The sequence below is a fragment of the Pontixanthobacter luteolus genome (genome assembly GCF_947494915.1).
Taxonomy (GTDB): Bacteria; Pseudomonadota; Alphaproteobacteria; order Sphingomonadales; family Sphingomonadaceae; genus Pontixanthobacter; species Pontixanthobacter luteolus.
Genome location: NZ_CANLWR010000001.1, coordinates 1,166,917 through 1,186,809, shown reverse-complemented (window position 1 = coordinate 1,186,809; position 19,893 = coordinate 1,166,917). Strand labels below are relative to the sequence as shown.

Annotated in this window: 26 protein-coding genes; 11 read left to right on the top strand and 15 right to left on the bottom strand. The window is 59.2% G+C overall.

Annotated elements, in window-relative coordinates:
* Positions 1-8 precede the first annotated feature (8 nt).
* From PO778_RS05710 to PO778_RS05665, 10 genes are all read right to left on the bottom strand, one after another.
* A complete protein-coding gene (locus tag PO778_RS05710) occupies positions 9-1,361 on the bottom strand; it encodes an MBL fold metallo-hydrolase (protein WP_271438916.1) in 1,353 nt (450 codons plus the stop codon).
* Positions 1,362-1,432: 71 nt separating this feature from the next.
* Complete coding sequence (locus tag PO778_RS05705; protein ID WP_271438915.1) at positions 1,433-2,137, bottom strand: NAD(P)-dependent oxidoreductase; 705 nt, start codon at positions 2,135-2,137, stop codon at positions 1,433-1,435.
* A gap of 93 nt (positions 2,138-2,230) precedes the next feature.
* The gene (locus PO778_RS05700; RefSeq protein WP_271438914.1) at positions 2,231-2,719 is read right to left on the bottom strand and encodes a DUF6692 family protein; all 489 of its coding nucleotides are present in this window, start codon (positions 2,717-2,719) and stop codon (positions 2,231-2,233) included.
* Positions 2,716-3,243, bottom strand: a complete 528-nt coding sequence (locus PO778_RS05695) for a DUF305 domain-containing protein (protein WP_221572394.1) — start codon at positions 3,241-3,243, stop codon at positions 2,716-2,718. Before PO778_RS05695 ends, PO778_RS05700 begins: the two co-directional genes overlap by 4 nt.
* A complete protein-coding gene (locus PO778_RS05690; RefSeq protein ID WP_221572395.1) occupies positions 3,240-3,653 on the bottom strand; it encodes a potassium channel family protein in 414 nt (137 codons plus the stop codon). Before PO778_RS05690 ends, PO778_RS05695 begins: the two co-directional genes overlap by 4 nt.
* The gene (locus PO778_RS05685; RefSeq protein ID WP_271438913.1) at positions 3,650-4,399 is read right to left on the bottom strand and encodes a glutaredoxin family protein; all 750 of its coding nucleotides are present in this window, start codon (positions 4,397-4,399) and stop codon (positions 3,650-3,652) included. Before PO778_RS05685 ends, PO778_RS05690 begins: the two co-directional genes overlap by 4 nt.
* A 111-nt stretch (positions 4,400-4,510) precedes the next feature.
* A complete protein-coding gene (locus PO778_RS05680) occupies positions 4,511-5,794 on the bottom strand; it encodes an APC family permease (protein ID WP_247713186.1) in 1,284 nt (427 codons plus the stop codon).
* A gap of 280 nt (positions 5,795-6,074) precedes the next feature.
* Positions 6,075-6,350 (bottom strand): hypothetical protein, encoded by a 276-nt coding sequence (locus PO778_RS05675; RefSeq protein ID WP_221572398.1) that lies wholly within the window; start codon positions 6,348-6,350, stop codon positions 6,075-6,077.
* Between the two features lie 44 nt (positions 6,351-6,394).
* Complete coding sequence (locus tag PO778_RS05670) at positions 6,395-6,862, bottom strand: DUF411 domain-containing protein (protein WP_271438912.1); 468 nt, start codon at positions 6,860-6,862, stop codon at positions 6,395-6,397.
* Complete coding sequence (locus PO778_RS05665) at positions 6,859-7,545, bottom strand: class I SAM-dependent methyltransferase (RefSeq protein ID WP_011413848.1); 687 nt, start codon at positions 7,543-7,545, stop codon at positions 6,859-6,861. The genes PO778_RS05670 and PO778_RS05665 overlap by 4 nt, the downstream gene beginning before the upstream one ends.
* 149 nt (positions 7,546-7,694) lie before the next feature.
* On the opposite strand from PO778_RS05665, the gene PO778_RS05660 reads away from it, so the two are divergent.
* From PO778_RS05660 to PO778_RS05630, 7 genes are all read left to right on the top strand, one after another.
* The gene (locus PO778_RS05660; protein ID WP_011413849.1) at positions 7,695-7,991 is read left to right on the top strand and encodes a hypothetical protein; all 297 of its coding nucleotides are present in this window, start codon (positions 7,695-7,697) and stop codon (positions 7,989-7,991) included.
* Between the two features lie 3 nt (positions 7,992-7,994).
* Positions 7,995-8,429: a periplasmic heavy metal sensor gene (locus tag PO778_RS05655; RefSeq protein WP_011413850.1), complete on the top strand. Its 435-nt coding sequence runs from the start codon at positions 7,995-7,997 to the stop codon at positions 8,427-8,429.
* 15 nt (positions 8,430-8,444) lie between these two features.
* Positions 8,445-9,002 (top strand): RNA polymerase sigma factor, encoded by a 558-nt coding sequence (locus PO778_RS05650; protein WP_438944378.1) that lies wholly within the window; start codon positions 8,445-8,447, stop codon positions 9,000-9,002.
* A 48-nt stretch (positions 9,003-9,050) separates the two neighbouring features.
* The gene (locus PO778_RS05645; protein WP_041685072.1) at positions 9,051-10,862 is read left to right on the top strand and encodes a copper resistance system multicopper oxidase; all 1,812 of its coding nucleotides are present in this window, start codon (positions 9,051-9,053) and stop codon (positions 10,860-10,862) included.
* Positions 10,859-12,016 carry a copper resistance protein B gene (locus PO778_RS05640; RefSeq protein WP_271438910.1) on the top strand — a complete coding sequence of 386 codons (1,158 nt, stop codon included), beginning with the start codon at positions 10,859-10,861 and terminating at the stop codon, positions 12,014-12,016. The genes PO778_RS05645 and PO778_RS05640 overlap by 4 nt, the downstream gene beginning before the upstream one ends.
* Before the next feature lie 91 nt (positions 12,017-12,107).
* Positions 12,108-12,593 carry a YybH family protein gene (locus tag PO778_RS05635; RefSeq protein ID WP_007163863.1) on the top strand — a complete coding sequence of 162 codons (486 nt, stop codon included), beginning with the start codon at positions 12,108-12,110 and terminating at the stop codon, positions 12,591-12,593.
* A gap of 20 nt (positions 12,594-12,613) precedes the next feature.
* On the top strand, positions 12,614-13,348 hold the full coding sequence (locus PO778_RS05630) for a PepSY domain-containing protein (RefSeq protein WP_233994312.1): 735 nt from the start codon (positions 12,614-12,616) through the stop codon (positions 13,346-13,348).
* Positions 13,349-13,361: 13 nt separating this feature from the next.
* Here PO778_RS05630 and PO778_RS05625 read toward each other — a convergent pair whose 3' ends face one another.
* Positions 13,362-13,802, bottom strand: coding sequence for a hypothetical protein (locus tag PO778_RS05625; protein ID WP_011413854.1), 441 nt, complete (start codon positions 13,800-13,802; stop codon positions 13,362-13,364).
* Positions 13,803-13,895: 93 nt separating this feature from the next.
* Entirely contained in the window at positions 13,896-14,183 is a 288-nt protein-coding gene (locus tag PO778_RS05620) for a hypothetical protein (protein ID WP_090479056.1), read from the bottom strand.
* Positions 14,184-14,406: 223 nt separating this feature from the next.
* Here PO778_RS05620 and PO778_RS05615 point away from each other — a divergent pair, with 223 nt between their 5' ends.
* The 4 genes from PO778_RS05615 to PO778_RS05600 all read left to right on the top strand — a co-directional run bounded on the left by PO778_RS05615 (position 14,407) and on the right by PO778_RS05600 (position 17,728).
* On the top strand, positions 14,407-14,796 hold the full coding sequence (locus tag PO778_RS05615; RefSeq protein WP_245755803.1) for a hypothetical protein: 390 nt from the start codon (positions 14,407-14,409) through the stop codon (positions 14,794-14,796).
* Positions 14,797-15,009: 213 nt separating this feature from the next.
* Complete coding sequence (locus PO778_RS05610) at positions 15,010-15,639, top strand: DUF2231 domain-containing protein (RefSeq protein ID WP_271438909.1); 630 nt, start codon at positions 15,010-15,012, stop codon at positions 15,637-15,639.
* Between the two features lie 873 nt (positions 15,640-16,512).
* Positions 16,513-17,007, top strand: coding sequence for a hypothetical protein (locus PO778_RS05605; RefSeq protein ID WP_271438908.1), 495 nt, complete (start codon positions 16,513-16,515; stop codon positions 17,005-17,007).
* 340 nt (positions 17,008-17,347) lie between these two features.
* Positions 17,348-17,728 (top strand): hypothetical protein, encoded by a 381-nt coding sequence (locus PO778_RS05600; protein ID WP_271438907.1) that lies wholly within the window; start codon positions 17,348-17,350, stop codon positions 17,726-17,728.
* Between the two features lie 227 nt (positions 17,729-17,955).
* On the opposite strand, the gene PO778_RS05595 is transcribed toward PO778_RS05600, so the two are convergent.
* The 3 genes from PO778_RS05595 to PO778_RS05585 all read right to left on the bottom strand — a co-directional run bounded on the left by PO778_RS05595 (position 17,956) and on the right by PO778_RS05585 (position 19,806).
* The gene (locus PO778_RS05595; protein ID WP_271438906.1) at positions 17,956-18,333 is read right to left on the bottom strand and encodes an MBOAT family protein; all 378 of its coding nucleotides are present in this window, start codon (positions 18,331-18,333) and stop codon (positions 17,956-17,958) included.
* 273 nt (positions 18,334-18,606) lie between these two features.
* Positions 18,607-19,206 (bottom strand): SDR family oxidoreductase, encoded by a 600-nt coding sequence (locus PO778_RS05590; RefSeq protein WP_271438905.1) that lies wholly within the window; start codon positions 19,204-19,206, stop codon positions 18,607-18,609.
* A 138-nt stretch (positions 19,207-19,344) separates the two neighbouring features.
* The gene (locus tag PO778_RS05585; RefSeq protein ID WP_271438904.1) at positions 19,345-19,806 is read right to left on the bottom strand and encodes a response regulator; all 462 of its coding nucleotides are present in this window, start codon (positions 19,804-19,806) and stop codon (positions 19,345-19,347) included.
* Between the last annotated feature and the right edge of the window lie 87 nt (positions 19,807-19,893).

The window sequence follows — 19,893 nt, the reverse complement described above, 5'->3', positions numbered from 1 at the left end:
GCCAAACCTCAGCTATGCGCGTTCTTCCATGCCCCCATGGAGCCGAGATAGATGTCGAGGCGCTTGAAGCCCTGGCTTGCCAGCCAGCCTGCGGCAACGCTCGCCCGCATGCCGCTCGCGCACATCAGCGTGTAGTGGCGGTCGCGGTCGAGCTCTTCCCACCGCGTATTGAGCTCACCGACATAGATATGTTCTGACCCGTCGATGCTTGCTTCCTGTCGTTCGTCCGCGTCGCGCACGTCGAGCAAGGTCCACTCGCCGCTGTCCTGATCGAGCCTGCGCGCGACTTCCTCGGTGCCAATCATGGGAATGCTGCGCATCGCTTTGCCCTGTGCGGCGGCTGGAACAACGCCGACATAGCCGCCCACAACATTATCGAGACCGATGCGCACCAGATGGGCCATGGCCTGGGCTAGCTGGCCTTCCTCGGAAGCGACGAGGGCGATCCTGTCGCCTTCACCGAGGAACCATCCGGCAAAGGCCGGTATCATTCCCACCGGAAGGCACATGGCACCCGGCATGTGACCGGCGGCATAGGCGAGCGGCTCGCGCACATCAATCAGGTGATCGGCGCCGCTCTCGCTAAGGTCTTCCAGCCCCAGATGCCTTGGCCGCATGACGCGCGGCGCGGCATCGGGCCCTTCAAGGTTGAGCCGCTCCATCAGCCGGAAATAGGGCGGCTGGTAGTGGTGCTCTTCTACCTTCGTCTTGATGAACTCGTCGCGGTCGGAGATGCGCAGACGCGGGTTGTTGCGTCGCTCGTGGCCGATTGTCGAGAATTCCCGATCCGCCATTCCCGACCCGCAGACCGAGCCCGCACCATGCGCCGGGTAGATAATCGCCTGATCGCCGAGGCCGCAAAGTTTCTGCAGTGAGTCGAACAGAAGGCCCGCGACTTCTTCCTTGCGCTCGGGATAGAAATCGGTGCGCCCGACATCGCCGACAAACAGGGCATCGCCAGTAAAGACGCCGACCGGTCCCTCGGAATATTCGCCGTCATGGATGACGAAAGCGAGATGATCGTCAGTGTGTCCAGGTGTTTCCAGCACCTCGATCCGCAATTGACCCAGCTCGAAACAATCGCCCTCGCGTGCGGTATTGGCAAAAACGATCTCGCCTGCCGCGTTGGGCCCGTGATAGACCGTGGCTCCTGTCAAATCGGCCAAGATCGGCGAGCCGCTGATCAGATCCTCATTGCGATGGGTTTCGAAGATGTGCGTTATCTCCAGTCCTTCGGCCCGGGCCTTTTCGACATAGATCTCGCAGTCCCGGCGCGGATCGATGACCGCTGCCTGTCCGCCCGAGCCGATGATGTAGGAAAGGTGCGAGAGGCCAGGGGTTTTGATTTTCTCCAGAAACATACGATTTCCTTGTCTGTTGCTCACAACTTGCAACGTGCGGGCCCGTCACAAATCGCAAAATGATACGGCGCTCAATCGATCCCGAGTTCGGCCTTGATGGCGGCGGGACTTTCGAAATGTTCGGCTTCGGGCCTGCCGATGGCAGGTTTTGCGTTGATCCAGGTATCTTCGCACACGAAATCGAGCAGGCTCGCCGCGAGATCAGCATGACGGCAGCGGAAACAGCCTTCTGCCAAGCGTTCATCCGTAATGACGGCATCGCCGGTGTAAGGCTCATCCAGCAGCCAGCCCGGTCGTGCGACCGTCCATTTGGTGCCTTGTGCGTCGCTGAGCATCGCCTCCATGGCGCGCATCTGCTCGAGTATATTGAACAATGCTGGCTTGGCGGTGAGTTCAAACCACGCCGGAACGCTCGACTGATGTTCGACGAAGGCGGCGGAGATCACGGCAATACGGTCGATCTTCGCTTGTGCAATCGCCCCGAGCAGGTTGCGCGTGCCATTGGTATAGAGCGGCGGTGGATCGATCGCATTGCCCGGACCGAAAGCGACACCGAGCGTCGAGATAACCGCGCGGCAGCCATCGAGATCGCCCGCGAAATCGTCCGACAGCACATCGCATTCGATGTATTCGAAGTCGCCCACCCGCTCGTCTGATCCAGGCACTGTGTGTTCGAAGGCGCGGATCGGTATGTCCGAGGCAAGGGCACGCCTCAATAGCTCGCTGCCGGTCTTCCCGCCTGCCCCGAAGACAGCGATGGGCCTCGTATCAGTCATCTGCTTGTTCCTGTTAAGACTGGTGATGGCGACGAAGGGCGGAGGCACGGGCGCACGGGGTAGCCGACGGCCCGCCCACGCGCCCTGCCAGTATCAGGCTCCGTCAGCCGGACAGGTGGTATAGCCCCAAAAACCGAACTCATCCTTGGCTCTTGGCGCTGCGACGATCATCTCCTGCATTTGCAAGCCCGCATCGCCTTCACCATCCAACATACGGGTTTTGATCCGAAGCTCGCCATTCGAATAGCTACCGGGACCATCAGAAGCGACGGGGATCAATTTGCCATTGATCTTGATCGCTCCGCTCCCGTCACCGTCATAGACAAATGAGGGAAAGGCCACTTCGGTCAGGCGGAACTGGCAGGCCTGTCCTGCGCCCAGAGCAGCAAGGTCCGCGTCATTCATGGTCCCGGGAAGCATGAGGCCCGGGTCAACATTTGCCAGTGCACTGGCCGCGTCCTCGATCGGCGCGGCAGTGGCAGGCGGGTCGAGCTGGGCTTCGCGGTCATTTCCCGGAGCAGTATTCGAATTGCAGGCGGCGAGCGGAAGCGCGATGAGCGCCGTGAGAGCTATCTTGTTCATTGCTGCATCTCCTCGGGCAGGCGTTCTTCGGTCCGCGGACCGTTCTGCTCGATATCGTCGATGAGATATTTCATCTCGGCGATTTCGCGGCGCTGGGCGACTATGATCGCTTGAGCGAGTTCGCGCACGCGAGGATCTTTCAGGCTCGCGCGTTCGCTGGTCATGATAGCGATCGAGTGGTGCGGAATCATCGCTGCCATATATTCGGTATCGTCGACGGTGGTCTGGCTGCGCACCAGCCATAGTGCGAGCGCGAACACAAAGGCCCCGACGCCCAGGATGATGAAGTTCTTGGTCCGGTCCTTGTACATGCCCCACATGAAGAGGAGCATGACGATCATCATCATCGCGCCCATGACGAACATCATCCAGAAGCGCGTTTCGCTCCAGAAAACATCGTCAATGGTGAAGGTGTTGGCATACATCAGGAAGAACATGATGACGGTCGAAGTCGACACCATGGCCATGAACCGCCAGTAGTTGCCGCCCCCTCCCTTGTCCGAGTGGGTCGTCTTTTCGGTCATGCTTTTTCTCCTTTTTGCATCATGGTCCAGAATAGCTGCGCCGAGCAGCTGATGAGAGCGAAGCCGGTGAGGGCCTCGACGCCGGCGAGAACTCTCAGGTGCTCGGTCGGATAAATGTCGCCCAGGCCCAGTGTGGTCACGTTGATGAGCGAGAAATAGAAGTAGTCCATCCAGTCCATTGAAGGCGCCTTGTCGAAACCTCCCAAGCCCCATTGCGCGCCCAGCCAGAAACCCGCGGCAAAAAGGATCGCCACGATGAAATGCGACGCGAGCACGAGCAGCGACACGGCAAGCTTTGCCAGCGTATCGCGGCGGCGATCGAGAATCCGGTGGCCGACACCCAGAATGGCAAGGTGGGAAGCGACGGCTGCAAGGAACAGAAAGACGGCGAGAAGGAGCGCGGTGATCATGCGAGAAGCTTCACGCCCATCCACAGGCCCATCCCCATCATGAATAGATTTTCGGTCAGCGAGACGAAGCCGAGCGGCACATTGCTGCTGCCGCCGACGCAAGCGCATTTGAGCTCACGCTTGTCGATGTAGACAGCCTTGAAGACGCTGACAGCGCCGACGGTGCCGATGAACAATGCCAACGGAGCAGAAAGCCACGTCAGCGCGCCCGCGGTCATGAGAATGCCGGCAGCGGCTTCGCCGAAAGGGTAGACGAAGCCATAGGGCACCCAGCGCCGCGCCAGCAGGTCGTAATTGAGGAACATCGTCGAGAAACTGCGCACGTCCTGAAGCTTCTGAACGGCGAACAGGGTCATCGACAGGCTGACGAACCATTCGGCGGCCCGGACAGTGAAGAGGTTATCAAAAAAAGCCCAGCTCAGTCCGAGCGCGAGCAGAAGCGCGACCGCGAAAATCGCAATGACCGGCTGATAGCTGGTCTCGCCTTCCTCCGGCTGCGAACGGCTCTTGCCGAAGAACTCGCGGACATCGTCATAGCCGCCAATGCGCTTGTCTTCGATAAAAGTCTGCGGGGTGGTCTCGACGTTGTGCTTGTCCTTGAATGCGTCGGTTTCCTCCCTGCTGGTCAGGTGATGATCGTCGACCTCGAAACCTTGCCGCTTGAGGAGATCGACCGTCTTGATGCCATAGGGACAGACATGGTCCTCCATTACCATGCGGTAGACCGCCGCTGTTCGGGTCGTCATGAATCGCTCCATCTGTTTTGCCTGACGTGTCTCGTGCTCAACGCCGGTTTTCGGTGAACGGTTTCGAAAAACCCCGCTGCAAGAGCCTCAAGGCCCAGCGAAAAGTTGCCATCAACTCTTCTCTTCTGACCGATCATCTTTGTGAGAAGCGGGCGCTTCGGAATTGTGCGAAAGGTAAATCCATTCTCCCACGAAGACTGCGACGATGCCGATCGCCGCATAGGCGACAACGGCAGGATCGCTGCGCAATTTGGCCGCGGTAAAAGCTGCAAGGACCACGCCATCTGCCGCGAGTGCTGTAAGAAGTATTGTTGCGCGCGCGCCGACTTCCTTGCGCAGGTGACGCAGGACGCCCCAATGCACCAGCATATCCATGACGAGGTAGAAGAAGGCGCCTAGCGAGGCGATCCGCGACAGATCGAACAGGACGGCAAGCGTCCCGGCAATGACCACCGTATAGACCAGCATGTGGCTGCGAATTCCGCCGCTCATACCGAAATGGCTGTGCGGGATCATCTTCATGTCGGTCAGCATCGCAAGCATGCGCGACACAGCAAATACGCTCGCGATCACGCCCGAAGTCGTGGCGGCGATCGCGATCGCGACGGTGAAATAGAAGCCCAGCTCACCCAGCGCCGGACGCGCCGCTGCCGCGAGCGAGTAATCGCGCGCCTCGACGATCTCGGATATGCTCAGGCTCGAACCCACGGCCAATGCGACGAGCAGATAGATCACGATGCAGACCGCGATCGAGATCATGATGGTCCGACCGACATTCTTGTGCGGGTCGACGATTTCGCCGCCGCTATTGGTAATCGTCGTGAAGCCCTTGAAGGCGAGGATCGAGAAAGCAACAGAGGCGAGCATGGCTTCTGCATTCGTCATCGAAACGGGCTGCGAAAACGCGCCTGATGAAAAACCGCTGGCCCAGATCGCCGCGACTGCGAACAGCGCTATGCCGCCGATCTTGATGGCGGACATGATGAGCGAGAAGCCGCTTACCGACTTGTTGCCCGCTGCATTGACGAGATAGGCGAAGATGATGAGGGCAAGCGCTGCGAGAGAAACGAGCCACCCGCTGCTTTCGAGGCCGAACGGGCGCAGCGCGTAAGTCGCGAAGGTGCGGGCTACGAGGCTTTCATTGATGACCATCGAGAGCGCCATCAGGAGCGAGGCAGAGGCGGCGATCACGCCGGGTCCGTATGCTTTTTGCAAGATCATCGCGATGCCGCCCGAAGACGGCCATTTGTTCGACATCTTGATATAGCTGTAGGCCGCCAGCGAGGTTACCAGCGCGCCAGCGATGAAGGATAAGGGGAAGAGCGGACCGGCAAGCTCGGCGATCTGCCCGGTCAGCGCGAATATGCCGGCACCGATCATGACGCCGGTTCCCATCGCCACGCCGCCCAGCAGGGTTATCGAGCCAGCTGTCTCGCTTTGATTCTCGTGCTCATGGTCTTGCAAGACTTTCCCCTGTCGATGGTCTCCCGTTCAAGAAAGATCATGCCGGACAGTACGTTCAGCCGGGGCTCATCCCTCAAAAATATTTCAGGACAAATCCGGAGGGTTGCGTTTTGCTCGGGGCGCTCGAGCAAATTGCGGCCCAAAGCGGACTGCTTGCGCAGCTGAAAATGCTCGGCGAGTATCAAGGCACGCGTCCATCGCCGCCGATTTACTACGTCCTGAACCGGTTACGGAAAAATCGCAGCAGTGGCACCCCAATGACCGCGATGTACCAACCGTACAGAAAGCTGCCGAGAGCGCCTGCCAAAAAGCCCGAGAGGGTTAGCCATTCGAAACCGGGAAGCAGCGGCGCCCACGCTTCGTGCATGTGCACCTGTTCGGGCGCGAGCAGGCCGAAACCGATGCAGATCAGGTAGCTGAAAAGCAGGAAGAGGCTGAGTGTCCAGCCCCATATGAGAATTGAGGTTCTGACCGAATAGTCCGACATGATGGTCCTCCGTTAGAGTTGGCGCGAAAATGGCTTGTCCATAGTCACGGGTAGGATGCGAACACGCTCCGCCCGCCTGGGCCGAAGGCGATGACATCATAGGGCTGCACCTGCTCTCCGACTTCCATTCCGGGCGAGCCAAGCGGCATTCCGGGCACAGCCAGGCCAGCAACGCCTTCGGGGCGTTCGCGCAATAGCTTCGCGACGGCATCGGCCGGCACGTGGCCTTCGATGATATAGCCATCGACTTCCATCGTGTGACACGACCACAGATCCTGTGGCACACTCTTGGCTGTCTTGAGCGCAGCCATGTCGTCGGTGTCGACCGAGGCGACCTCTGCTTCGAGCCCATGTTCGACGTGACCGGCCCAGCTGAGACAGCAGCCGCATCCTGCGTCGCGGAACATCGTGTAGGTCGCGGCCTGCGCTGCATTCGAGCAGGCTGCAAGGGCGAGGAGGAGCGAGGCCGCCAGCGAACGGCGTAGCGGTCTCGAATCTTTCGTGAGGTTCATTGGACATTGCCTTTCTTGATGCCGCGCCAGAGAGAAATGGTTCCGGTCGCGGTATGGATACGATCGAGCAATTCGGCGTCTGCGAAAATCTCGGCGAGCAATTTCTCGACGGCTCCGTCGGCGCTCGGCTGGGTGTCCTTCACGCCGTCGAGAAGCTGAACGCTCGAACGGAACAGCGCGCGCATGACTGGAGCATCCTGCCCCATATAGTCGGCAATCAGCGCCATGCCCCCGGGGGCCAGCAGGTTCTCGATCTGCTCGAGGATCGCGCGTTTTTGCGAAACGGGCACCTGGTGAAGGACGAGACTGCTGACGATCTTATCTGGTTGCCAGCCGTCGGAAAGCTCGAGACTGTCAAGAAAGCCGTTGTGCCACCGGACCATATCGACTCCGGCACCGAATTTGCGCTGCGCGATCGCCAGCGCGGCGGGGTCTGGCTCAACGCCGATGAAGCCGGCTTCGGGACAGCTGGCCATCAGCGCTCTGAGCAAGGTCCCGGTGCCGCACCCGACATCGATGACCTTGTCGCCCGGCACCAATACGGCCTCTTCGACGATCGCGCGGCGCCACCGGCTCTCGCGCGTAAAGATTGCGATCGCGCGGTCATAGAACGGCGTGAGCCAGCTTTTGCCCAGCGGCGGAGTGAACTCGCGTTCTTTTGACGGAACTGCCGCGCTTTTCATGCCATGGCTCCCATTCGACGCTGGTACATACCGCTGTTGCTACAGTTATCTCCTCTTACGCGTCGCCAACCCGCAGCCCTCAAAAAAGAAACTTGAGGGTTTGCGCGAAGTGTCGCGTATAGGAACCGTGCAACCGACAGGAGCAAGGGATGCGTGAAAATCAGACACTCGATGCGATGCTCGGCACCATGGCCTCGCAGAAGGCTGGCGACGTGCCGCCCGACTTCATGAACGGCGTCTGGCAGCGCGCGGGACAGCTTGGCGAAATTGCCGATCAGCGACGCAGAATGGCCTTGTTCGCCGGTCTGTTTGTCGTCGGGCTGGCAGCTGGCGCAGGGACCAGCGGATGGCCTTCCGAATATGGCGCTCCTACAGAAATTGTTGGCGAGAGCCTCGTTGGCGGAGAATCCCTGTCACCCGCTGCTTTGCTTCATGTGGGGTCATAGGCGTTGAAGAAGTTTCACCTTGTCCTGGCGGTCCTGCTGGCGGCGCTCGCAGGATGTCTCGGAGCTTTTGCCGCCGATCGCTGGGCCAACAACGATGCCGAGGGCAGCCTGCACCAGTTCGTGCACGATGAGCTGTCGCTCACGGCTGACCAGGAGCAGCGGCTCGATGCGCTCGAAGCGCGTTTCGCGGTAGAACAGGCAAGGCTCGAAGCCTCTGCGCGCGCAGCCAACGCCCAGCTCGCCCAGGCAATGGAAACCGAGCACGAATACGGGCCCGAAGTCAGTGCCGCGATCGACGAGGTGCATGCGCGCATGGGCGATTTGCAAAAAGCGACCGTGCGCCACGTCTTCGACATGCGGGAAATTCTCGATCCCGATCAGCAGCTCCAGTTCGACCGGAAAGTGTCCGCGGCCCTCACGCGCGATCCGCGTGACTGACCAGCCTTGGCAGCGGTGGATGACACTTCGAATGAAGCTCTGATCGGGCGGGCGATAGCCGGTGACAAGCGGGCGTTCACAGCTCTCGTCGAGAGCGAGATCGCCCGGTTGATTGCGCTTGCCACGCGCATGCTGGGTTCACCATCGCGGGCCGAAGATGTCGTTCAGGACGGTCTCGCGTCGGTCTGGCTGACTCGTCATCGCCTCGATCCGAGCAAGCCCATCGGTCCCTATTTGACGACAATCGTTCTCAACCGGTGCCGCGACAGGCTCCGCCGCAGGAAAGTTATTGGCTTCCTTGGTTTGCCGGATGGGCGGGAAGCCGACGCCGTTGCCGACGATGCTCCTAATCCCGAAAATGTTGCCGAAGCCCGCGAACAGCTGCGGCTGGTCCAGGCCGAAATCGGGCGCTTGCCGGTGCGCCTACAAGAGGCGCTCGTGCTGGTCACTGTCGAGGGGTACAGCCAGGCCGAGGCTGCCGAGCTGCTCGGCACCACCGAGAAAGCCGTCGAGACGCGCATCTATCGTGCGCGCAACCGGCTGAAGGAGCGGTTCGAAAAGTTTGAGGGGTAGGGCAGGTGGCCGCGTATGTGACGGTATACGCATTTTCAGGAGCCCCCTATGCCTGCCCTCAATCGCCGAAAATTCCTTGGAACAAGTGCTAGCGGGCTGGGCCTGCTTGGTCTCTCCGGTGCCATGCCGGCCTGGGCGCGCGGCGCGGACATCCTGGCGGGTAACGCTAGGAAAGGACTGGACGAGGTAGCGGGGCCGAATATCGACCTCACTGTCGCACGTTCTGCCTTCGCGACGGGTAACAGGCGCGGCGGCGCCATCGCCGTCAACGGCACGATCCCCGGTCCGCTGTTGCGTTTGCAAGAGGGCACGACCGTGCGGTTGAACGTTCATAATCAGCTCGAGGAAGATACCTCAATTCACTGGCACGGTCTGCTCGTGCCGTTCCAACTGGACGGTGTACCCGGCGTGAGCTTTCCCGGCGTCAAACCAGGCGAGACATTCACAGCGGAATTTCCCGTGCGGCAGGCAGGAACTTATTGGTGGCACTCGCATAGCGGGTTGCAGGAACAGGCCGGGCACTACGGCGCTATCGTGGTCGATCCCGCCGGACCCGATCCGGTGCAGGCCGACCGCGAATATATCGTGGTGCTGAGCGAATTCAGCGATATGTCGCCCCACACGATCTTCGACAAGCTCAAGAAGGGCGAAGGCTACTTCAACTACAACCAGAACACCTGGACCGACGATTATCCGCTTTCGGGCGGGGACCGCCGGATGTGGGCGAGGATGCGCATGATGCCGACCGACATCCTCGATGTGTCGAGCGCTGCCTACACTTACCTCCTCAATGGTCACGGCCCGCTCGACAACCTGGAATATCTCTTCCGCCCCGGCGAGCGCGTACGCCTGCGCTTCATCAATGCCGGAGCCATGACCTTTTTCAATATCCGTATTCCCGGCTTACCGATGACTGTCGTGCAGGCGGACGGGAAGGATGTCGAACCGGTCGAGGTCGACGAGTTCCAGATCGGCGTTGCCGAAACCTACGATGTCGTCGTGACGCCGGGCGAGCAACAGGCTTACACGCTGGTGGCAGAGTCCATGGACCGCTCCGGCATGGGTATTGCCACACTTGCGAGCACACCCGGCGCGCGCGCCGCCATACCTCCGCTGCGCGATCCCCCGCTGCTGACCATGGCCGATATGGGCATGAGCGGCATGGACCATGGCTCCGGCGGCGATGCCGGCAAGACCGGAATGGACCACAGCAGTGGCGGTGACATGGCGGGAATGGACCATGGTTCGTCCGGCGATTCGGATATGGCGGGCATGGCCGGAATGGCGGGAGGCATGCAGATGCGTGATATCTCGCGCTTGCCTCCCGATGTGAAGGTCGGACCCGGGCTAGACATGGTCTCGATGAACCCGGTCGACCGAATGGGCGATCCCGGCATCGGCCTCGCCGATGTCCCTCACCGCACGCTCGACTATCGCAAGCTCCGCTCGCTGACACCTCATCGGGAGGGCCGGACTCCCTCGCGGCGGATGGAAATCCATCTCACCGGGAACATGGAACGCTACATGTGGTCGTTTGACGGCAAGAAGTTTTCCGCCGTCTCCGACGAGCCGATCCGGTTCGCCTATAACGAACGCGTGCGCGTGAAGCTCATCAACGACACGATGATGGCGCACCCGATCCATCTGCACGGGCACTTCTTCGAGCTGGTCAATGGCGCCCCGGCCGACCGTCAACCGCTCAAGCACACAGTTATCCTGCAGCCGGGTGGCAGCGCGCAGTTCGACCTGACGGCGGACGAGCCGGGCGACTGGGCCTTCCACTGCCACCTTCTCTACCACATGCATGCCGGGATGTTTCAGATTGTCACGGTTGCCAATCCGGACGGGAGCGAAGCATGAAGACTTTCAATTTCAGCTTCTTCGCCTCCGTCGCAGCAGGTGCAGTCCTCGCTTCGCCCGCCGCAGCCCAGCATGCCGGTCACTCGCCGGCGGAGCCGCAGCAGAGCGCCGAGGCGCAGGCTGACGCCAAGGTAAAGTGCGAGGAGGAAGCCGCGCGCCATCGTGCGATGGGGCATCCGGTAACAGAGGGGGCGTGCGAACGTACTGCCCAGCCTGAAGCTGCGATGGACCATTCGACGATGGATCATTCGCAGATGAATCACGGCGACATGGGGCAGGCGGAAGCCAGCAGCTCGTCGACAGACCATGGGCAGATGGATCACAGCCAGATGAACCACGGGCAGACGGGATCGCAGGACATGCAGGGCATGGACCATTCGTCGATGCAGATGGGCTCGAACGACGATATCCCGCTGCTGCCGCCTCCTCCCGAAGCCGGGAGCGGTCCCGCGCGCGCGGCGGTTGCGATCTGGGGCGAGGATGCCATGAACGAAGCGCGGCGCGAACTTGTCCGCGAGACCGACGGCGGGATGCGCTTCTGGTTTCAGGCCGACCGGCTCGAATACCGCGCCCGCGAGGGAGCGGATGGATATCTTTGGGATATCCAGGGCTATTATGGCGGTGATATCGACAAGTTCTGGTTCAAGTCCGAGGGTGAAGGCAGCTTCGGTGAGCCTGTCGAGGGCGCCGAAGTCCAGGCGCTCTGGAGCCGGGCGATCGCTCCCTTCTTCGATTTCCAAGCCGGTGTCCGCCAGGATCTGACAGGGCCCGAGCGCACCCATGCGGTCATTGGCATACAGGGCATTGCTCCCTACCAGTTCGAGGTAGACGTTGCAGCGTTCGTATCGAACAAAGGCAATGTGACGGCGCGTTTTGAGGGCGAGCTTGATCAGCGCATCACGCAGCGGCTGATCCTCCAGCCGCGTGCCGAAATCGCACTTTCGGTGCAGGATATTCCCGAACTCGGCATTGGCGCTGGCCTCGACCGGATCGAGGCAGGTCTGCGTCTTCGCTACGAGTTCGCACGCGAATTCGCGCCCTATGTTGGCGTATCCCAGGAATGGCGGATCGGTGACAGCGCCGATTATGCCCGCGCCGCAGGGGAAGACTCTAGCGTGACGAATTACGTCGTGGGAATTCGATTCTGGTTTTAAGAGAAGGAAATATACAATGAGGACAAGACTATCCCTAAGCGCGGTCGCCCTGGCCTTGGCTGCAGGGGGCACTCCCGCCCTGGCACAATCCATGGACCATTCGGCGCATTCGGAACATTCGGTATCAACGCCGATGGACCATACGGAGCAGGGCATGAACCATGCCGAGCATATGGCTGCGATGAACGACGACGTCGCTGGGGCAGAAGCGGTTCTGACATCATATCGCGATGCCCTGACGTCGCGCGATGCAGAGGCCATGGCCGCGCTGTTTGCCGAGGAATCCTTCGTTTACGAAAACGGCAAGGCGGAAGGCAGCTTCACGCATTACATGGAGCATCACCTGGGACCGGAACTCGATGCAATAACCAGCTTCACCTTCGGCGAACCGACGCTCGCAGTCACCCGGATGGGACATATGGCTTATGGCCGCGAAACGTACACCTATCGGATCGAACTGGCCGACGGCCGCGTAATCGACCGCGAAGGGGTTGCGACCTCGGTCCTCGCTCATGATGCAGATGGCTGGAAGATCGTTCAATACCATTCATCGTCACGCGCACCGCGTAACAACTGATTTGATCGGGGGAACACCGATTGGCGTTACGCTCTTTCAAGCTGCGTCTTCATGTGCTGGGCAGCAAGCTTCACAAATGGCTGGCGATCTTTGTCGGCGTCCAGGTGCTCCTGTGGATGATCACCGGGGCGCTGATGTCGTTTCTCGACATCGAAGAGGTTCGGTCCGAACATGTCGTTTCGCGCGCGCCGGAGGTCCTGCCCGCTGATGCTGTCATGCCCCAATGGCTCGATAGCAGCGAGGGGGTGGTTTCCCTTGCGACGCGCGCGGTCGGCGGCAGGGCAGTAACCGAGGTCCGCCGGGACGATGGAAGCGTCACGCTCCGCGACCCGGATAGCGGGATGCTCCTCTCGCCCCTTCCCGCCGCGAGTGCACGGGCCATCGCCCGACGTGCCTGGACCGGGCCATCGACCACCATAGCGACCACACGCCTCATCGAAGACGCTGTCGGGACCGAATTCCGGGGTCCGTTTCCGGCGTGGCAGATCACCTACGGCGATGAGGACAATACCCGCGTCTACATCGATGCATCGAGTGGCTCGGTGCTCGCTGCCCGCAGCGACACCTGGCGCCTGTTCGATTTTATCTGGGGGCTGCATATCATGGACTGGACGCAGCGCGACCGCATCAACAGCTGGTGGCTGCTACTGTTCGGGATCGGCGGGACGATTATCGCGGTTTCGGGCTTTGTCCTGCTTGCGAACCGGTTTCCCAGGATCAGGCGGCGGGCGAAACATGTGCCGAATGCACCCTGAAGCCGCTCCCAGTTTAATCAGGTTCGGCTCGGGCAAAGCGGACCAGAAGGATCGTTAGCGCCGGCACGACCGTCCACATCGCGATCGGGATCAGCGCTAGTCCCGTCACTGGCTCGTGCGGCATCAACTCGCTGTAGCGCCAGCTCAGGAAACTGTTTGCCGGAAGCGATGTGGCGATCATTTCGACGGCGATTGCGACGACAAGCCCGAAGCCGAAATAGACCGCATAGGGCATTTTGGCGGCTTGCCAGAGCCATGCGTGCCCGCCACGTAATGCTGCAAGGCTATAACCTGTCAGCAGGATCACGCCATCGCCCAGGCTTGCAATGCCGCAGCGAATGGTCCGCTCGAAGGGTTCGAGATCACCCGGTTCGAAGAATGGCATCTGGAAAATCTCCCAGACGAACGCGATCAGGCTCCCGCAAACAAAGATCAGCCAATGGGTTCTGGTCATGCTTCGGATACGCCGGAATGATGTGCGCAAGGAAATAGCGGCGGGCCGGAGTTCCACGTCCTGCATAACGCCTTTGCTGCCCCAAAGCCTGGATCAGTCACGGTCTTCGCGGCTCTCGGTTTTGGCCATGCGAGCAGCGCGTTCGAGAAATTTCCGCATGTCACCTGCTGCCAGTTCGGTAAGCGGATGCCGGCTCGCATCGGGACGCGGTTCGATCATGTCCGCACGTTTCCTGATCTGTTCGATCTGTTCGTCGCTCGCCCCGGACAAGAGGCCGAGAACTATGTTCTCGAGAGTTATGAGGCGAATGCGCATTTGCACCAGCTCGGCATGATCGGGCTCCGGAACATCCCAGCTGCCGTCCTCATTGACCGTGCTCACGTCTGCTTCTCCGACGGCTCTGCTGGCACCATGATACTCCCCATTCGTCGTTATCAGCTTCTCTCAAAAAGGTGGCCGAAAAACAGCACCGCTGCAACCGGCCGTGCTTCGGCCCACCAGCCCCACCGCTGCTGCGGATTGTTTGAGGGGAAGAGATGTCGGCTGCGTAAAGAAGATGAATGCACACAGCATCCACCGCAAGACCGACTAAAGGAAATCGACCATGAAACGGACAGTTCTAGCTTTCGCGCTCGCCACCGGCTTGGCAGCCACCCCGGCAATGGCCCAGCAACAGCATGACCACGGAGATCAAGCGGCGGCGCAGCAGCAGTCACACGCTGGCCATATGATGCAGGATTCCGACGCTATGGCGGCCCATCGTGAAAAGATGGCAGAAATGCGCGCGCTGATGCAGCAGGCCCACGCGGCGGGCGATCCTGCCGAACGCCAAAGGCTGATGGCCGAACATCGTGCAAAAATGCAGGAGCACATGGCGGGCATGATGCAGGGCGGCAATGCCGATATGATGGCGGCCTGTCACCAGCGCATGATGATGATGCACGACATGATGGAGCAGATGGCGGCTCACGAGAACATGGCGCAAGACGATTAGGAGATGGTGGCCGGGCTTTCGCTTCGTACCTGAGGCTGGCCACCCTCACCAAAGCGCTGTGCAAGGCAGGAGGCCCGACCATCTCGTGATTTATATTTGAACCCTAACGCGCCGTCGTTCGCCTCGCTGCATTACCGCGAGAGATGAGGGTTCGCAGAGCACTACCGATACAATAGGTCGCACGACTGTCGCTAAGACCGGAGCCCAAAGAGAATGAAACCAATCCAATTCATGGCTATTGTGGCCGCCAGTCTGCTCTGGATAAGTCCGGCCCAGGCCCATGGCGACGAAGAACATGGTGAAGCGGCCAGTGCTGTCGTCTCCGATGCGGCGTCAGAAGATATCCAGTCTGCGCAGGGGCACGGCGATACGGCTGCTGATCATGACTGGGCGAATGGACAGGATGCAGGCGAAGGCGACAAGGGCTTGGTCGGTGTGCTCAAATCGCTGCATCCCGCCACCGTACACTTTCCGATCGCTTTGTTCTTTATGGCAGCTCTCACCGAGCTATTCATCATCGCACGGAAGGGCACAGGCCTAGAGCCGGCAGTGCGCGTACTTGTTTATGGCGGTGCCGCCGGGGCGGTCGTGGCGGCCATATTCGGTTGGATCCATACCGGTCTCTGGTTCGGCGGAGATACTGCGATGCAGGTTCATCGCTGGAACGGAATGCTGATCGCCGTCCTCGGTCTGGCGATGGCCTATCTTGCGAGCCGTGCTTCCGCGAGCCGGACCCTGCTTCGCGCCGCAATCTTTTCCATGGCCGCTCTCGTGCTGGTGCAGGGGTTTCTGGGCGGCGAGCTTGCGCACGGTGCCAATCATCTTGGTATCTCCTGGCTTTGAAGGATAGAATGATGCGTAGATCGAATCGGAACGCGTTTGTTGCCCCCCTTGCTGCGGCGGCACTGGGGCTAGGGCTCGCTGCATGTGATCAGACGCAGGACACTTCATCAGAAGCTGAAGCCTTGCCACTGTATACGGCCCCGCCGACCGAGAGCACAGGTGCTGGTGAAGGCGAAAGAGACAACGCTGCCTCTCCCGCTGGAGAGGCCAACACGAACCGGTCGGGTGAAGCTGCGACTGCCGGTAGGCAACCAGACCGACCGGCGAGCACTCCGGTAGTAGCGCCGTCACCTGCGGCCACTCCCCCGCCGATGAATGCGAAGCCTAGCGACACACCAGATCCGCATGCGGGCCACAATATACAGTCCATGCCAGACCATGACATGTCCTCGATGTACAATCGGGCGGATGGTTCATGACCTGGCGTTTCGCCTTCTGATCGGCCCAAAAACGGCCGACGCTCATTTCACCTGTCACTACGAATAACATGTCGTCGTTTGCCAAAGGCGCTTTATCTCATCTGTCCGATTTTGGGGGTATTGATGGGGGTATTTGCATGGCGATCCAAAAAGTTGATAAGGTAAATCAGCACGTTACACGCTCCCTACATTTCCCTCCTCCGCTACCATTCCCAAGCACCTAAGCCCCTGAAAAGTGGCATTTCCTCTGTGAGGTGTGCCAAGTTTTTCAGCTTGATTGGCACGGATCTGGCACAATATCAGCGTAATCTTGGCACATGTAAGTAGTACCGGTTATCGGATGACAACGGGTATTATAGTCGAATAATTAGGGCCTTAGGCGTCCCCCCTTCTTGACATGCTCGTCACTCTCCCTGCACCTACCTGACAGTGCTAGAAATACAGGGGTTTCTCGGTGACTGCTAAAGTACGCATCAAAGCTGGTCAGGTTGAGTTCGAATACGAGGGGCAAACGGAGCTTTCGGTCGAAGACATCAAAGACCTGTTCTCCCATATTGAGACGCTATTTACCGTCCCTGCGCTGGCGGAGGCAGGAGATTCTCACTCTGAGGAACCGGCTGTTTCTTCCCCTTCGCTCGGCGCTCAAGTAGCACCGTCTAAGAAGCTAGCGATGAACTCGATAGTCAAAGAGCTTGACGGCAAAAGCGCCTCGGATGTCGCGGTCGCCGCTGCTGCGTCTCTCCAAATCTTCGAAAAGAAGGAGACTTTCAATCGCGCCGACCTGCTGGCGACGATGAAGAAAGCCACGATGCACTACAGAGAAACGATGTCGAACAACTTGACGAGGACCTTGGCAACGCTCGTTGGAACGAAGTTCAACGAGGTTTCTGATGGCAAATATTCGCTCAACGCCGAGACTTACGACCAGCTGGTAACCAAACTTGCTTGACGTCGGTGAACTGAAAAGCTGGCTACACCGAGACCTACCAGCTCGCGACAAACTTCTCCTAATCTTAGCGACATTTAACGAGCCAACAGGCCTTTCCGATGTACGCCAAAGGTCCGAGCAAGCCGGACTGAAAATCCCAAAAAAATGGAATCTATCTTCAACTCTTAGTCGCAGCAAAGGGATGGCGATTAGGGTGCCCACGGGCTGGGAAATCACGGAGAAAGGAAAGGAACACCTTCGGGACTTGGGAGTGGAGTCCGTTAGTCCAGCAGCTGCCCAGGTCGCGACTGATCTCCGACAGCACCTGAGCAAGATCCAAAGCGAAACGACACGGGCATTCGTGGAAGAAGCGATCAGATGCTACGAGGCGAAGCTTTACCGCTCTGCAATCGTCATGTCATGGATCGCGGCAGTCGACGTGCTCTATCGCGAAGTTGTCGCCAATCATCTTGCTGCCTTCAATGCTGAAGCGAAGAGAGTGGATTCTCGATGGAAAGGCGCAGCGAATGAAGACGGCTTAGCCCGTATGAAGGAGGCGGATTTCTTGGACCGTCTCGTCGCGATTGGTGTGATCGGTAAGAACGTCAAGGAAGAGCTTGCAAAGGCTTTGAAGCTCCGCAACGGGTGCGGACATCCTAACAGTCTTACTGTTGGTCCGAATATTGTGACCAGCCATCTCGAGACTCTCCTACTTAACGTGTTCGACAAGTTCAGCGTCTGAGTGTTGTTGGTCTTGTGCAACGGCACAACAGGTCGACGGTTGGCACAACGCATCTCCCGACATCACCAAGCTAAGTAGCTGACAACCTCAAAACCGAGTGTGCCAAAGTGTGCCAATCGAGGTGCTTTTGGCACAGTCATGCTTGGCACAGATCGTGGAAATAGACTTAAACAATTGAAATATATGAGGAAGTTAAGTTCCTCCGCTACCAAATTTTCGATCTAGCATCAGAAGCCGAGGTTTAGCCTTGCGGCGAACACGAACGCCAGCGCCAAGCCGGCAATGATGTAGGCTAAGTTCATTGCGGCCCTTGCCAGCCATGGCCAATTGTCGAAACTCCATCCAAAATGACTGCTGATCACTACAGCTATGCCTTGGATCGAGAGCCATGGCGTGAAGAGAAGCACAATTTCCTTGCGGATTGCCACCATGACCAGGTCATGCAGCACACCGCTCACCGCAAATGTGACAACGAGAGCCAGCCATTGCGAGGCAACACGTTGAAGCGGCGACAGAATATATCTGCCTAAACCATAGCTCCAAATCGGGTTCCAATGGCGCCAGAATCCAGCCAAAGAGCTTGCCCCCAGCGAGCGGGCAAGCATGTTCTGCAGCGTTCGCTTATGTCAGAGAGGAACACCGTTTCGTCTGCGCACATATTGCGCCAAAGTCAGATGTCTGGCCAAGCCATCAGCTGACAGGATCTTGGAGTAGATTTCAACACAAGCGGATGCGGGCTAGCCGCGCATTTTCACCAAGCGAGAATACCCGCAATTTCATCGGATTTGGAAATTGGAGCCAGTCCTGCAGGAATTGAGTTTTCATCAGGCTTCGGAGCGGCGTGAGCTAGACCGAAACGTGTGGTTGGGTTGAAAGCCTCAACCCATGCTTTCCATCAGGAAGGTCTTGTTGAGCATCGCATCATCAGTGGCAGCTCTCGCTAAAATGGCCGCAACGTCGCCGCGTGCGGCTTTGCCGCTTGGGTCGACATCGTCACCAAGCCGAACATTGCGCTGCCCGTCATCATCGGTCAGCGAAACTGGCCGCACGATCGTGTAGGAAAGACCCGATGCCTTCAGGTATTCATCGGCATCGTGCTTTGCCTGCAGGTAGTTGGCGAGTTCCGAATCCGGATCGGGATTGTCCGCCCCGACACTGCTGAGCATTACAAACCTGTTCGCTCCGGCTTTTGCGGCTTTGTCGATCAGGCTTTTTGCACCGTCCCGGTCGACCTTTTCTGTCATTTCTTCGCTGGTACCGCCGCCGGATCCTGCCGCGAATACGACTACGTCGGCACCTTCGCATACCTCGTCCGAAAGGTCGGTCAAATCCGCTTGGCGAAGCTGCGCATTTTCCGGCAGCTTGCTCGTGTCGGAGCTTCCGCGGTGGAGGGCAATGACGTGGTGGCCTGCGTCTGCCAGCTGGTTCGAGAGGCGAAGGCCGGTGTTTCCGGTCGATCCTGCGATAAGTACATTCATTGGTCTGTCTTCCTCGAAATATTACGTCTGTCCGCGTTTGCGGCTGTGCCTTACCAATGGACGGGGTGGCTTTTCGTTTCGAGTTTTCGGCAGATCATTCAGCTCAGCTATGGGAGGATAGAGGCGGCAACGCTGCTTTCACAGAACTCTCCGGGCAGAAGTGAGGTTCTCCTCGCGCAGGCTTGCCTGACGGATCAGCAGGTCTTTCAAATCCAGATGCTTGGGCCGGTCCGCGCGGGTCCTCAAAACGTGGTCGACTTTCCAGGTGAGAAATTTCGCATCGAAGGGTTTGCGGACGTAATCCTGTGCCCCGGAATAAAGCGCCTGCTGCTCGTCTTCGGCGCCGGTGATCGCGGTGAACATTATCACGGGCAGGTCATAAAGTCTGGGCGATGTGCGTATGGTGCGGAGGACTTTCGCACCTGTCAGGCCGGGCATATCCTGATCCAGCAGCAAGAGATCGGGCCGCCGCCATTCGAGCAGTTTGAGTGCAGCCGATCCGTCCACCACCCATCCGAATGCGTGGCCTGCATCCATCAGGATCTCACACGCCATTTCTGCGACCATTTCATCGTCATCAACGATCAGGATATAGGCCATTTGTCAGGTCTCCTTGGGTTGTCCGAGCTTTGGGACCTAAGGCACGGAGGCAAAGACGTTCTGAAGCGGCGCGGGGGTGAAAATACC

Coding starts and splice junctions, on each gene's coding strand:
- PO778_RS05710 (WP_271438916.1), bottom strand. CDS start 1,361: ATGTTTCTGGAGAAAATCAAAACCCCTGGCCTCTCGCACCTTTCCTAC.
- PO778_RS05705 (WP_271438915.1), bottom strand. CDS start 2,137: ATGACTGATACGAGGCCCATCGCTGTCTTCGGGGCAGGCGGGAAGACC.
- PO778_RS05700 (WP_271438914.1), bottom strand. CDS start 2,719: ATGAACAAGATAGCTCTCACGGCGCTCATCGCGCTTCCGCTCGCCGCC.
- PO778_RS05695 (WP_221572394.1), bottom strand. CDS start 3,243: ATGACCGAAAAGACGACCCACTCGGACAAGGGAGGGGGCGGCAACTAC.
- PO778_RS05690 (WP_221572395.1), bottom strand. CDS start 3,653: ATGATCACCGCGCTCCTTCTCGCCGTCTTTCTGTTCCTTGCAGCCGTC.
- PO778_RS05685 (WP_271438913.1), bottom strand. CDS start 4,399: ATGACGACCCGAACAGCGGCGGTCTACCGCATGGTAATGGAGGACCAT.
- PO778_RS05680 (WP_247713186.1), bottom strand. CDS start 5,794: ATGGGAACCGGCGTCATGATCGGTGCCGGCATATTCGCGCTGACCGGG.
- PO778_RS05675 (WP_221572398.1), bottom strand. CDS start 6,350: ATGTCGGACTATTCGGTCAGAACCTCAATTCTCATATGGGGCTGGACA.
- PO778_RS05670 (WP_271438912.1), bottom strand. CDS start 6,862: ATGAACCTCACGAAAGATTCGAGACCGCTACGCCGTTCGCTGGCGGCC.
- PO778_RS05665 (WP_011413848.1), bottom strand. CDS start 7,545: ATGAAAAGCGCGGCAGTTCCGTCAAAAGAACGCGAGTTCACTCCGCCG.
- PO778_RS05660 (WP_011413849.1), top strand. CDS start 7,695: ATGCGTGAAAATCAGACACTCGATGCGATGCTCGGCACCATGGCCTCG.
- PO778_RS05645 (WP_041685072.1), top strand. CDS start 9,051: ATGCCTGCCCTCAATCGCCGAAAATTCCTTGGAACAAGTGCTAGCGGG.
- PO778_RS05640 (WP_271438910.1), top strand. CDS start 10,859: ATGAAGACTTTCAATTTCAGCTTCTTCGCCTCCGTCGCAGCAGGTGCA.
- PO778_RS05635 (WP_007163863.1), top strand. CDS start 12,108: ATGGACCATTCGGCGCATTCGGAACATTCGGTATCAACGCCGATGGAC.
- PO778_RS05625 (WP_011413854.1), bottom strand. CDS start 13,802: ATGACCAGAACCCATTGGCTGATCTTTGTTTGCGGGAGCCTGATCGCG.
- PO778_RS05615 (WP_245755803.1), top strand. CDS start 14,407: ATGAAACGGACAGTTCTAGCTTTCGCGCTCGCCACCGGCTTGGCAGCC.
- PO778_RS05610 (WP_271438909.1), top strand. CDS start 15,010: ATGAAACCAATCCAATTCATGGCTATTGTGGCCGCCAGTCTGCTCTGG.
- PO778_RS05595 (WP_271438906.1), bottom strand. CDS start 18,333: ATGCTTGCCCGCTCGCTGGGGGCAAGCTCTTTGGCTGGATTCTGGCGC.
- PO778_RS05590 (WP_271438905.1), bottom strand. CDS start 19,206: ATGAATGTACTTATCGCAGGATCGACCGGAAACACCGGCCTTCGCCTC.
- PO778_RS05585 (WP_271438904.1), bottom strand. CDS start 19,806: ATGGCCTATATCCTGATCGTTGATGACGATGAAATGGTCGCAGAAATG.